The sequence below is a fragment of the Kitasatospora sp. NPDC004531 genome (assembly GCF_053602195.1).
On sequence record NZ_JBSGDD010000008.1, the window covers coordinates 14,380 to 27,393 of the forward strand.

The 13,014-nt window shown below is 74.8% G+C and carries 8 protein-coding genes; 7 read left to right on the plus strand and 1 reads right to left on the minus strand.

Annotated features, from left to right (window positions below):
- Positions 1–628 precede the first annotated feature (628 nt).
- The 3 genes from ACWEMJ_RS05960 to ACWEMJ_RS05970 all read left to right on the plus strand — a co-directional run bounded on the left by ACWEMJ_RS05960 (position 629) and on the right by ACWEMJ_RS05970 (position 7,512).
- Positions 629–5,092 carry a tetratricopeptide repeat protein gene (locus ACWEMJ_RS05960; protein WP_452135734.1) on the plus strand — a complete coding sequence of 1,488 codons (4,464 nt, stop codon included), beginning with the start codon at positions 629–631 and terminating at the stop codon, positions 5,090–5,092.
- Between the two features lie 400 nt (positions 5,093–5,492).
- A complete protein-coding gene (locus tag ACWEMJ_RS05965) occupies positions 5,493–6,269 on the plus strand; it encodes a MerR family transcriptional regulator (RefSeq protein ID WP_452135735.1) in 777 nt (258 codons plus the stop codon).
- A gap of 7 nt (positions 6,270–6,276) precedes the next feature.
- Positions 6,277–7,512, plus strand: a complete 1,236-nt coding sequence (locus tag ACWEMJ_RS05970) for a glycosyltransferase (protein ID WP_452135736.1) — start codon at positions 6,277–6,279, stop codon at positions 7,510–7,512.
- A 68-nt stretch (positions 7,513–7,580) separates the two neighbouring features.
- Here the strand turns inward: ACWEMJ_RS05970 and ACWEMJ_RS05975 are convergent, their stop codons facing one another.
- A complete protein-coding gene (locus ACWEMJ_RS05975) occupies positions 7,581–7,943 on the minus strand; it encodes a hypothetical protein (RefSeq protein WP_452135737.1) in 363 nt (120 codons plus the stop codon).
- A 226-nt stretch (positions 7,944–8,169) separates the two neighbouring features.
- Here ACWEMJ_RS05975 and ACWEMJ_RS05980 point away from each other — a divergent pair, with 226 nt between their 5' ends.
- The 4 genes from ACWEMJ_RS05980 (at position 8,170) to ctaD (ending at position 12,945) form a co-directional block, all read left to right on the plus strand.
- Complete coding sequence (locus ACWEMJ_RS05980) at positions 8,170–8,607, plus strand: DoxX family protein (RefSeq protein WP_452135738.1); 438 nt, start codon at positions 8,170–8,172, stop codon at positions 8,605–8,607.
- 129 nt (positions 8,608–8,736) lie between these two features.
- Complete coding sequence (locus ACWEMJ_RS05985; RefSeq protein ID WP_452135739.1) at positions 8,737–10,104, plus strand: globin domain-containing protein; 1,368 nt, start codon at positions 8,737–8,739, stop codon at positions 10,102–10,104.
- A 214-nt stretch (positions 10,105–10,318) separates the two neighbouring features.
- Positions 10,319–10,747 carry a hypothetical protein gene (locus ACWEMJ_RS05990; protein ID WP_452135740.1) on the plus strand — a complete coding sequence of 143 codons (429 nt, stop codon included), beginning with the start codon at positions 10,319–10,321 and terminating at the stop codon, positions 10,745–10,747.
- Positions 10,748–11,184: 437 nt separating this feature from the next.
- Positions 11,185–12,945 (plus strand): aa3-type cytochrome oxidase subunit I, encoded by a 1,761-nt coding sequence (ctaD, locus tag ACWEMJ_RS05995; protein ID WP_452135741.1) that lies wholly within the window; start codon positions 11,185–11,187, stop codon positions 12,943–12,945.
- Positions 12,946–13,014 lie beyond the last annotated feature (69 nt).

A 13,014-nucleotide genomic window follows, 5' to 3' on the forward strand; every position in this document is an offset into this window, starting at 1 on the left:
GTCAGCGTCCGCGTCCCGAGCTGGACCGCAGGCACGCACTCGAACGCCCTGGGCGTCGCCGTCCCCGGCGGCGGCGCCCGCGGGAGCCACCACGGCCGGCCACCAGGCGCGCCCCCGCGGAGCAGCGGAGCCAGGACGCGGGCACCTGGCAGCCCGTGATCGAGGGCTCCCCGATCCCAACGCCGACCTCGAACCCGGCAGCCGGGGAGAGTCAACAGGCGAGTACGGCTTCGGGACGAACCCCGACCAGGTGCTGCGGAGCAGGACGAGGGGTAGCCAGCGGCCGGTGCTCCGTCCAGGCGCCGGTCCTCGGAGAGCCGCCCGCCGCCGGTACCGGCCCGACGGCTCCGGGCCCGGGCGAAGTCCGGCTTTCGCTGCGAACGTGCTGGTGCGGGCCCTACGGTGTTGGCGTCGGCGCAGGCCGGTGGTTCGGCCTGGCGGGTGTTCCGCCGACGGGCGTGGTCGCTGCGGTGCGAGTGGCGGATCGGGTGCTGGGGGAGCGTACGTGGAGCGGGGGCGTCTTGCGGGGGTGGCGGGGCCGGGCGGGCCGGGGTCGGGGTATGCCGTCGGCGGGCGGCTGGTGCTGACGTCGGCTCATGTGACCGGCCCGGCGGGGACGAGGGTGGCGGTGTTCCACCCCGGGGGCGGCGGTTCGGCGGACGGGAGCGTGGTGTGGGCCGGCACCGCGGGCGGGCGCGACGACGCGGCGCTCGTGCTGGTCGACGACTCCCCGCACTGGCGGCCGCCGTCGGGACGGGTGCGGTGGGGGCAGTTGGCCACGGCCCGTCCGGGGGCGGTGTGCGAGACGTGGGGCGTGCCGGACGAGGCCCAGCGTCCGCAACTCGCGGTGGAGGCCGAGCAGTTGGCGGGCCGGATCAACCCGGGCACCGGGTTCGTCAACAACCAGTACGTGATGGACCTCGACCAGCACCCCCCGCACTGGCCGCAGGCGGGCACCTCGCCGTGGGGCGGGCTGTCGGGCGCGGCCGTGCACTGCGGCGGCATCCTGCTCGGCGTGGTGGCGGCCGACCGCGACGCTTCCCGGCACGGCCGGCTCAACGTCGTCCCGGGCTACGTCCTGTTCCACGATCCGGCGTTCCGCGCCGCGCTCGCCGAGCACGGCGGCGGTCTGCCGGCGGGCCTGGAGGCGGTGGAGTTCCAGCACGTGGCCGACTCGGCCGCGCGGCCGGCCCCGGCGACCCCGGCGGCGCTGCTGGAGGCCGGGCGGCAGACCGTCCCGTTCTACGGCCGCGAGGCCCTCCTCGCCGAACTGGAGGCGTGGTGCGCGCTGGACGGGTTCGGGGCGTGGCTGTTGCACGGCCCGGGCGGGCAGGGCAAGACCCGGCTGGCCCACCATCTCGGCCGCCGGCTCGCCGAGCGGGGCTGGACGGTGCTGTGGCCGCGCACCGGCGCCCGCGCGGAGCAGCTGCGGGAGCTGGGCGGTGCGGCGAAGCCCCTGCTGGTGGTCCTGGACTACGCCGAGAGCCGCTCCGAGCAGCTCACGTCCCTCGTCGAAGCGGTCGCCGACCATCCCAGGACCAGCCCGTTCAAGGTGCTGCTGCTCGCCCGTACCGCCGGAGACTGGTGGCGGCAGGCCCGGGAGGGCAGCCGCCAGGCCGAGGACCACCTCGCCACCGCCCGCACGCACCGCCTCGCCCCGCTGGAGGACGACCCCGTCCGGCGCGCCGGCCACTACCGCGCCGCCGCCCGGGCCCTCGTCGCCGTGCTTCCGCTGGTCGACGGCCTGGCCGGCCACGACTGGCCGGCGGCGGCCGAAGCCCTGCCCGAGCCGCAGGTGGGCCAGGACGCCTACGCCAACGCCCTGACGCTCCACATGACCGCCCTCGCCGACCTGCTCGACACCGCACGCAGCGACACCGGATGCAACGTCACCGCACGCAACGACACCGCACGCAACGACACCGCCCGCAGCGACACCGGAACGGGCAGGCCGGTGCCGGGTGACGCGGCGGGCGCGCACGACGTCGAGGACCGGCTGCTCGGCCACGAGGCCCGTTACTGGCGCGACACCGCCACCGCCCGGGGCCTCGCCCCGGGCGTGAGCATGGACACCTTGAGGGCCGCGATCGCCGCCGCGCACCTGGTCGGCGCCGCCGACCGTGAGCAGGCCGACCGGCTGTGGCAGCAGCTGCCCGCGCTCGCCGACCAGCCCCGCGACCGGCGCGACCGGGTCACCGCCTGGCTCGCCGCCCTCTACCCCGCGACGCCGACCGGGGCGGGCGAGGCACCGTGGGGAGCCCTCCAGCCCGACCGTCTCGCCGAACGCCACACCGGCAACACGCTCCTGGACCGGCCGGAACTCGCCGACGACCTGCTCCGCGGCACCGACGCCGCCCAGAACGGGCAGCTCCTCACCGTCTACACCCGCGCCGCCGCCCACCCCGCCCTGCGCCGGCTCGGCGGACAGCTCACCGAGCTCTGCGTCCGCCACTACCGGACGCTCACCGCGCACACCATCAGCACCGCCACCCGCACCGACCACCCGGCGCCCCTGATCGCGGCCCTCGACACCGTCATCGACCGCGCCGACGTTCCGTTCGACGACCTCAGGGCGGTCTACGCCCTGCTCCCCCGCGCCAGCCACCGCCTCGCCACGACGGCGGCTCGCCTCGCCCACGCCATCGCCGCGCGCCACCGCGCGCTCGCCGAGGCCGATCCGGACGCCCACCTGCCCAACCTGGCCCACGCCCTCAACAACCTGTCCGTCCGGCTCAGCAACGCCGGTCGGCGGGCGGAAGGCCTGGCCGCCATCCAGGAGGCCGTCGCGATCCGACGCACCCTCGCCGACGCCGACCCCGGCACCTACCTGCCGAACCTGGCCACCTCGCTCAGCAACCTCTCCGTCCGACTCAACGAAGCCGGACGTCAGGCGGAGGGCCTGGCCGCCATCCAGCAGGCGGTCGCCATCCGGCGCGCCCTCGCCGACGCCGACCCCGGCACCTATCTGCCCGACCTCGCCGCCGCGCTGAGCAACCTCTCGGCCGATCTCAGCGACGCCGGGCGGCAGGCGGAGGGCCTGGCCGCCGTCCAGGAGGCGGTCGCGATCCGGCGCGCCCTCGCCGACGCCGACCCCGGCGCGTACCTGCCCGGCCTCGCCACTTCCCTCGGCAACCTCTGCGTCCTGCTCGGCGATGCCGGGCGGCAGGCGGAGGGCCTGGCCGTCATTCAGCAGGCCGTCGCGATCCGGCGTGCCCTCGCCGAGGCCAACCCCGACACCTATCTGCCCGACCTCGCCCATGCCCTCACCAGCCTCTCCGCCCGGCTCGGCGTGGCCGGACCGTGGGCCGAGAGTCTGACCGCCGCCCAGGAGGCCGTCGACTACTACCGTGCCCTCGCCGGAACCAACCCCGACGCCCACCTGCCCGGCCTCGCCAGGGCCCTCGGCAACCTCTCCATCCGGCTCGGCGGCGCCGGCCGGTGGGAGGAGGGTCTCGCTGCTGTCCAGGAAGCCGTCGGCCACTTCCGCGCCCTCGCCAAGAGCAACCCCGAGGCCTACCTGCCCGACCTCGCCCACGGCCTCGGCAACCTCTCCGCGCGGCTCGGCGCTGCCGGGCGATGGGTCGAGAGCTCGGCCGCCGGCCGGGAGGCCGTCGCCATCGGTCGCGCCCTCGCCGAGGCCGACCCCGACGCCCACCTACCCGGCCTCGCCAGGTCCCTCTACGGCCTCTCCCTCCGGTTGACCGATGCCGGCCGGTGGGACGAGGGCCTGACCGCCGTCGAGGAGGCCGTCGACCACTACCGCACGCTCGCCGGAACCAACCCCGACACCTACCTGCCCGACCTCGCCAAGGCCCTCAACAACCTCTCGCTCCGACTTGCCGACGTCGGCCGCTGGGACGAGGGGCTCGCGGCCGCCGAGGAAGCCGTCGACCACTACCGCGCGCTCGCCGCGACCAACCCCGAGGCCCATCTGCCCGGCCTCGCCCAGGCGTTGAGCAACCTCTCCGTCCGACTCGGCGACGCCGACCGGTCGGACGAGGGCCTGGCGGCCGTCCGGGAGGCCGTCGCCCACCTCCGCGTCCTCGCCGCGACCCATCCCGACGCCCACCTGCCGGACCTCGCCATGGCGCTCAACAACCTCTCCATCCGGCTCGGCGACGCCGACCGTCCGGCCGAGGGCCTGGCCGCCGTCCAGGAAGCCGTCGGGCACTACCGCACGCTCGCCGCGACCAACCCGGCGACCCACCTGCCCGACCTCGCCATGGCGCTCCACAACCTCTCGCTCCGACTTGCCGATGTCGGGCGGTGGGACGAGGGTCTCGCGGCTGCCGAGGAGGCCGCCGGGCACTATCGCGCGCTCGCCGGAACCAACCCCGACGCCCACCTGCCCCGCCTCGCCGTGGCGCTCGACAACCTCTCCCGGAGCTTCGCGGAGTCGGGTCGGTGGGAGAACAGCCTGGTCACCGCCGAGGAGGCCGCCGGACACTACCGCACGCTGGCCGCCGCCGACCCCGGCAGCCACCTGCCCGGCCTAGCCAGGGCCCTCGGCAACCTCTCCGTCATCCTGAACCAGGCCGGCCGTCACGAGCAGAGCCTGACCGTCGGCCGGGAAGCCGTGGACCACTTCCGCACCCTCGCCGACGCCGACCCCGACACCCACCTGCCCGACCTCGCCACCGCCCTCAACAGCCTCTCCGCCGGGCTGGGGATGACCGACCGGTGGGAGGAGGGCCTGGTCGCCGCCGAGGAGGCCGCCGGACACTACCGCGCGCTCGCCCGCACCAGTCCCGACGCCTACCTGCCCGATCTCGCCATGGCCCTCAACAACCTCTCCGCCATGCTCAGGCAGGTCGGCCGGGGGGAGCAGGGCCTGGCCGTCGGCCAGGAGGCCGTGGACCACTTCCGCGCCCTCGCCGACGCCGACCCCGACGCCCACCTGTACGTCTGCGCCACGGCCCTCTTCAACCTCGCCGTGGGCCTCGGGGACGCGGATCGGCGCGCCGAGGGGCTGACCGCCCTCCGGGAGGCCGTCCGCCACTACCGCACCCTCGCCGCAGCGGACCACGCCCGCTTCGAACCCGCCCTCCAACGCGCCCTGAAGATGGCAGCCCAACTCGAACACCCCGGATAGCCCGGCGCGAGCGCCCACCGGGCCGTCGCGCTGCCGGGAGCGGAGTCCGCCGCGCTGCGCGGGCGGCTGGAGCAGGAACCGGGGGCCGACGATCCGCGCCGAGATCCTGCTCGGCCTCGGCCTGCACGAGCGCGCCCCGGAGGCCCGCGCCGTCCTGGATCGGCACCTCACGCGGCCCGACCTGCTGACGCACTTCTGCACCGCGCCCCCGGGACGCCGACCCGCTCACCGACCGGCAGCGGGCCCTCGTCCGGGCGATCACCGATCGCGCCGCGCCGCCGAGGAGCCCCACAGGGTCCTCGACCGCACCGGGCGCGGGCGCGGGCGGGTTGACCCTCTCCTGGCGTCAGGGTTCAGCATGGGGGTCGTTCGAAGGGAGAACGACGTGGCCGACCAGGGCGTGAGTTATTCGGTGGGGCAGGTGGCGGGGTTCGCGGGGGTGACGGTACGGACCCTGCACTACTACGACCGGGAGGGGCTGCTGTCGCCGAGCGAGCGGACCGCGGCCGGCTACCGGCAGTACACCGACCGGGACTTGGCTCGGCTCCAACAGATCCTGTTCTACCGGGAGTTGGGATTCCCGATCGAGGAGATCCGGAGCATCCTCGGCGACCCGGCGGCGACCGCGCTCAGCCACCTGCGCGAGCGGCACCGCCAACTCAACGAGCAGATCACCCAGTTGCAGCGGCTGGTGGAGGTCGCCGAGCAGGCCATCGAGATGGAGCGGACCGGCGTCCGGCTGTCGCCCCAGGAGCGCTTCGACATCTTCGGCGAGGTCCGCTGGGACCTGAGCTACGCCACGGACGCCCAGCTGAAGTGGGCGGACAGCGCGCGGCAGCGCGAGTCGATGGAGCGGGCGGCGCAGCACAGCAAGGAGGACTGGCGGCAGCTGATGGCCGAATCGGCGGCCTGGCGGCGGGAGTTGATCGTCGCGTTCGAGGACGGGCAGCCGGCCGACGGCGAGCGGGCGATGGATCTGGCGGAGCAGCACCGGGCGCATGTGGAGCGGTGGTTCACGCCGTGTCCGCCGGATTCGCACCGGGCGATCGGGGCGGACTACCTGACCGATCCGCGGGCGTTCGCGATGCTGGTGCCGCCGTCCGAGCAGCTGCCCGGCCTGGCCCGGTTCCTGCACACCGCGATCGAGGCCAACGCCCGTCGCACGACGGAGGGTTGAGCGGGTCATGCGCGTTCTGGTCACGGCGGCGGGGTCGCACGGCGATGTCGCGCCGTACACGGGGCTGGGCGTCCGGCTGGCGGAGGCGGGGCACGAGGTCGCGCTGGCGACGCACGAGTGCTACCGGGGGACGGTGGAGGGCTGCGGGCTGGAGTTCCGGCCGCTGCCGGGCGACCCCCGGGGCGGCGGCGACCAAGGCGGCGGGGACCAAGGCGGCGGGCAGCGCGGACTGCTGCGGCGGGCGAAGGAGTTCGTCGGGGAGCTGGGCCGGGGCATCGCGGAGGTGGCGGAGCCGGGGGCGGACGTGCTGCTGCTGTCCACCTCGACGGCGCCGCTGGGGTGGCACGTGGCGGAGGCGCTGGGGACGGCCAGTGCGGGGGTGTACCTCCAACCGGTCGAGCCCACCGGGGAGTTCGGTCCGGTGGTGGGCGGCGCGCGGTCGCTCGGCCGGTGGGGGAACCGGGCGGCGGGACGGGCCGCGCTGGGGGTGGTGGACCGGCTGCACCGGGACGCGGTGGCGGAGCTGCGCGAACGGCTCGGCCTGCCGCCGCTGACCGGTCCGCGGATGCGGCGCCGGCTCGCGGAGCGGCGGTGGCCGGTGCTGCACGGCTTCAGCCCGGCGCTGGTGCGCCGCCCGGCGGACTGGCGTCCCGGGCTGGAGGTGGTCGGCAACTGGTGGCCGGCGGCGCGGAGCGGTCTGCCGGACGAGGTCGAGGAGTTCCTCGCGGCCGGCCCGGCGCCGGTGTTCGTCGGCTTCGGCAGCATGGGCGCGGGCCAGGGCGAGCGGCTGGGCCGGCTCGCGGTTCGGGCGCTGCGCGCGGCCGGGCGGCGGGGCATCCTGCAGGCCGGCTGGGCGGGGCTGACGGCGGACGCGGAGGACGTGCTGACCGTGGGGCAGCTCGACCATGCCGCGCTGTTCCCGCGCACGGCGGCCGTGGTCCACCACGCGGGTGCGGGCACGGCGGCGGCGGCGCTGCGGGCGGGTGCGCCGTCGGTGCCCGTGCCGGTGACGGCCGACCAGCCGTTCTGGGCCCGTCGGTTGACGGCGGTCGGCGCGGCGGTCGCGCCGATCCCGCTGCGCGAGCTGACGGCCGAGCGGCTGGGCGCCGCGATCCGCCGGGCGGTGACCGACCCGTCGCTCCGTGAGCGCGCGGCGGCGGCCGCCGCGCGGTTGGCCGCGGAGGACGGCGCGGGCCGGGTGGCGGACCTGCTCACCGGACTGGCCCGCCGCACGGTCGCCTGAGCGGGCCGGGCAGCGGGCCAGGGGGTGGGGCGGGTCTCGGATCGGCGGGGGCTGGAGCGGGTCCCGGATCAGGCGTCGGAGTAGCTGAGGTCCCCGACCGACCAGGCGCTGATGTCGCCGATCGCGATGCGGTACATGCCGCCGGTGTGCGGGAGCCCGAAGTCGCCCTGGAGGATCTTCGCCCGGTGCAGGTGCAGGTGGGTGGGCCGGGCGGGCGGGCCCTCGGGGGGCGGGGCGAACAGGGCGGCGAAGGGCTTCAGGTGGTCGGAGGCCTGCAGGACGTCGGCCACGCGCTCCCACCACAGGGCCACCGGGGCCAGCCTGCCGGTGATCACGGCGCCGGGAACCACCACCGTGAGGGACATCTGGTTGCTGTGCTCGGACTCGACCATCGCGGCGATGTCGACGAGCAGCCCATCGGGGTTCGACATGCGGCCCAGCCTAGGGCCTGTCCGGGCGAGCGGATGCCTTTCCGAGCCGGGCGGGGGCCGCGCACTCAGAGGAATCTCAGAGGTGGAGGCGCTGGCCGTTCCGCTGACGGAACGTCAGACTTGTCGGCGCTTCGTCAAAACGGGGCGGGTCCGATCGCCCGCCCCGCTTCCGGTGGGCTCCCAGCTGCCGGCAGTCAGCGGTTCTGTCCCCCCACGAGGAGTTCCCATGTTCGAAGAGCTGTCCCGGCTCGCCGATCGCGCCCGTCCGACGGTGCTCGGCCTGACCCGGATCGTCGTCTCGCTGCTGTTCGCCTGCCACGGGGCGGCCACCCTGTTCGGGGTGCTGGGCGGCCCGCACGGCAAGGCCCCGCAGTTCGGGGAGTGGCCGGGCTGGTGGGCCGCGGCGATCCAACTGGTGGGCGGCGCACTGGTGTTGATCGGCGTGGCGACCCGCCCGGCGGCGCTGGTGTGCTCGGGTTCGATGGCGTACGCGTACTTCGAGGTGCACCAGGGGAACGCCCTGTGGCCGATCCAGAACGGCGGCGAGCCGGCCGCCATGTTCTGCTGGGCGTTCCTGCTGATCGCCGTCACCGGGCCGGGCGGCCTGGCCCTGGGCACCGCCTTCCGCCGCCGCGCCCAGGCCCCGGCCGCCGTCGCCGCCTGACCTTCGCGCGGCCCTCGGCCGGCCCGGAGCAGTGGAGCATCGTCCCAGGTCAAGGGCCGAACGTCCCTGCTTCGGGCGGCCGAACAGTCCATGATCAACTCCAATCCGCGGATGGTTAACCTGGCGTTCATGGAGTTCACCAGCAGCGGCCCCGCACGTCCGCGCACCGCCACCCCCACCGCCTCGTACGCCCCCAGCGCCCCCACCAACTCGTACGCCCCCGCCAACTCGTACGCCCTCACCGCCGCCGGCGGCTACGACGAGGACGCGTTCAGCCCGGAGTACGACCGCCTGCTCGCCCGCCACCACGCGATGCGGCTGCGGCGCAGCATCCTCGCACCGCCCGGGCGATCATCGGCCCCACAGGGGCCCGCGGTGGAGCTTCCGGAGCCCGGCGACCGGGAGTTGATCGTCGCCCACCTCACGCCGCTGCTGCCGTTCGACGCGCTGATCGAGGTGCTGTACGACGCGATGTTCGTCCGGCGGCCGTACCTGCGGCGGCTGTTCCCGGAGTCGATGGAGTTCCAGCGCCAGCACCTGGGACACATGTTCCAGCACCTGATCGACCACCTCGACCGTCCGGCCGAACTCGACTCCAGGCTGCGGGCGTTGGGCGCGGACCACCGCAAGCTCGGGGTGTGGCCGGCGCACTACGAGGCGTTCGAGGAGGCGCTGCTGACCGCGCTGCGGGTGCGCGGCGGGCGGGCCTGGACGGGGCGGGTCGAGGCGGCCTGGCTGCGGATGCTGCGGTTCGCGGTGGCGGCGATGGTCGCGGGCGCGGAGAGCGCGGCCACCGAGCCGCCGTTCTGGCACGGCGAGGTGGTCGGCCACGAGCGTCGGCGGCCGGACCTGGCGGTGCTGCGGGTGCGCACCGGCGAGCCGTACCCGTACCGGGCGGGGCAGTACGCGGCGCTGGAGTCGCCGCTGCTGCCGCACAGTTGGCGCGCGTACTCGGTGGCGTGCGCGCCGCGCGAGGACCGGGTGCTGGAGTTCCACGTCCGCCGGACCTCCCCGGGCGGGGTGAGCGCGGCGTTGGTGGACGGCACCGGCGTCGGCGACCAGGTCCGGGTCGGCCCGGCCCGCGGCGAGCTCTCGCTGGACGGCGCCGGGGCGGACCCGCACCGCGACCTGCTGCTGCTGGGCGGCGGGACGGGCCTGGCGCCGATGAAGGCGCTGGTGGAGGAGTTCGCGGCGGCGCACCGGGCCCGCGGGCGCCGGGTCCGGCTGGTGGTCGCGGCGCGCAACCGGGACGAGCTGTACGACTGGCCGGCGCTGGTCGAACTCGCCGCCAACCGTTCCTGGTTGGAGCTGACCCCGATGTTCGGCCCCGACCTGGAGGGCCTGGCCGCACTGCTGCGCGGCCACCAGAGCGTGCCCGGGCTGGCGCTGCTCAGCGGCCCGCCCGCGATGGTCGCGGGGGCGCGCTCGCTGCTGCTGGACGCGGGCGTGCCGGAGCACCGGATCCGCTACGACGGGGTCACCCGCGCCGGGCGCTGAGCACCGGACCGGGACGGGAGGGCGACACCGGCGCCCCCGAACCGCCCCTGCCCGGCCCGCCGTTCGGGCCCGGCGAACGGGGCCGTTCGGCCCTTCCGCCGCCGTTCGCCGCTTGGGGACAGTGACACCCAGGCCGACAGGTCGGCGTTGTCTGTGTCCGGCCCGCATCCGGCGGGCCGGTCGGTTGGGCGTGAGTGCCCGGAGAGGCCGAGCGATGGAATCCGACGAGGTCATGCTGGCTGTCCGGCTCACCACCGCCGACCGGACGCTGCTGCGGCGCCTGGCGCACGGGCACCGCGGCGACGTGTCCGAGGTGGTGGCGGACGCCCTGCTGGACGTGCTGCCGTCCGTGCTGACCGGCGGGACGCCCCAACTCGCCGACGAGCTGCGGCGGTTCGCGCCGTGCGCGGTGACGGTGTGGCTGCCGCCGGAGCTCGCCGAGCTGCTGCCGGCGCTGGTGGACCGGATGACCGAGCTGAGCGGCGTCCGCCCCGGCTCGCCCTGCGCGGCGCTGGGCGCGGCGGTGCGGCTGTGGCTGCGCCAGGACCCGGCCCGGCTGATGGCCGGCCTGCGCGTCCTGCACGGCGGCGTGGAGGCCCACGGCCACCGCCCCGTCCCGCTCGCCCAGCCCGTCGCGGCCTGACCCCCGCCGCACCGCCACCGCCACCGCACCGCCCAGCACCCCCCAGCACCGCCCCGCGCACCGCCGCGCCCACTGTCACGCGCCCATCGCCGCCCCCGTGCGATGGGCGCGTCCGTCCCTGGTGGCGAGCCCGCTCCCTGGTGGTCCGTCAGGCCCTGCCGCCCCCGGGCCGTTCGGCTCGCGGGGGCCCGCGGACCGGGGACGCCCGGCCGCCCCGGGCGGGACCATCGGCCCAAGATCCCGGACGCGTCCGCGAACGAGCATGGAACGCCGCCGCTCGGCGGGGTCGCTCCCCTCCCCGGAGCGCCTCGCGGACCGGGTGGTCCGGCACTGCGCCGCCGCCCGCTCCCGGACGTCGCCGATCTCCTGTCATGGCAGGCGACGGCCTGCCGGGCGGTGGCGCCACCAGGTTCGGCAAGGACGAAGGAGGGCGGCCGATGGCTGCCATCGAGGCGAGTCGGGGGGCGGCCGCGGCCGCGCCCCGACGCACACCGGGCAGCGCGATAGTGCGGATGCTCACCACCACCGATCACAAGACGATCGGCACGATGTATCTGGTCAGCGCATTCGCGTTCTTCCTGATCGGCGGCGTGCTGGCGTTGGTGATGCGGGCGGAGCTGGCCCGCCCGGGGACGCAGATCCTCTCCAACGAGCAGTTCAACCAGGCGTTCACCATGCACGGCTCGGTGATGCTGCTGCTGTTCGCGATGCCGCTGTTCACCGGCTTCGCGAACTGGATCATGCCGCTGCAGATCGGCGCGCCCGACGTGGCGTTCCCCCGGCTGAACATGCTGTCGTACTGGATGTTCATGTTCGGTTCGCTGATCGCGGCGGCCGGCTTCCTCACCCCGCAGGGCGCGGCCGACTTCGGCTGGTTCGCCTACGCGCCGCTGTCGGACGCCATCCACTCCCCCGGCGTCGGCGCCGACATGTGGATCATGGGTGTGGCGTTCTCCGGCTTCGGCAGCGTGCTGGGCGCGGTCAACTTCATCACCACGATCATCTGCATGCGCGCCCCCGGCATGACCATGTTCCGGATGTCGATCTTCGCCTGGAACGTGCTGCTGACCTCGCTGCTGGTCCTGATGGTCTTCCCGGTGCTGGCGGCCGCGCTGCTCGCCCTGGAGATGGACCGCAAGTTCGGCTCGCACGTCTTCGACCCGACCAACGGTGGCGCCATGCTGTGGCAGCACCTGTTCTGGTTCTTCGGCCACCCCGAGGTGTACATCCTGGCGCTGCCGTTCTTCGGCATCGTCTCGGAGATCGTCCCGGTGTTCAGCCGCAAGCCGATGTTCGGCTACTCGGGCCTGATCGCCGCCACCATCGCCATCGCCGGCCTGTCGGTCACCGTGTGGGCCCACCACATGTACGTCACCGGACAGGTACTGCTGCCGTTCTTCTCGTTCATGACCTTCCTGATCGCCGTGCCCACCGGCGTGAAGTTCTTCAACTGGGTCGGCACCATGTGGAAGGGCTCACTGTCCTTCGAGACGCCGATGCTGTGGGCGACGGGCTTCCTGGTCACCTTCCTGTTCGGCGGCCTGACCGGCGTCCTGCTGGCCGCGCCGGTGCTGGACTTCCACGTCTCCGACTCGTACTTCGTGGTGGCGCACTTCCACTACACGCTGTTCGGCACCGTGGTGTACGCGATGTTCGCCGGCTTCCACTTCTGGTGGCCCAAGTTCACCGGCAAGATGCTGGACGAGCGCCTCGGCAAGATCACCTTCTGGACGCTCACCATCGGCTTCCACACCACCTTCCTGGTCCAGCACTGGCTGGGCGCCGAGGGCATGCCCCGCCGCTACGCCGACTACCTCGCCGCGGACGGCTTCACCACCCTCAACATGATCTCCACGGTCGGCTCGTTCCTGCTCGGCCTGTCGATCCTGCCGTTCCTCTACAACGTCTGGAAGACCGCCAAGTACGCGCCGAAGGTCCAGGAGGACGACCCGTGGGGCTGGGGCCGCTCGCTGGAGTGGGCGACCTCCTGCCCGCCGCCGCGGCACAACTTCGAGAAGCTGCCGAAGGTCCGCTCGGAGTCCCCCGCGTTCGACCTGCACCACCCGGAGATCGCCGCGCTGGACTACCTGGAGAACCACGGCGTCCCGGCACCGCACCTCGACGACGTGACCCCGGCCAAGATGGACCTGCCGCCGCGCGAACGCCGCCGCCTCGCCGCGTCCTCCTCCGAGGACTGACCGGCCCGCCCCGCCGTCGGCCCAGCCGCTGACGGCACCCGAAACCGCCGTCCCCGCCCCGCCGTATCT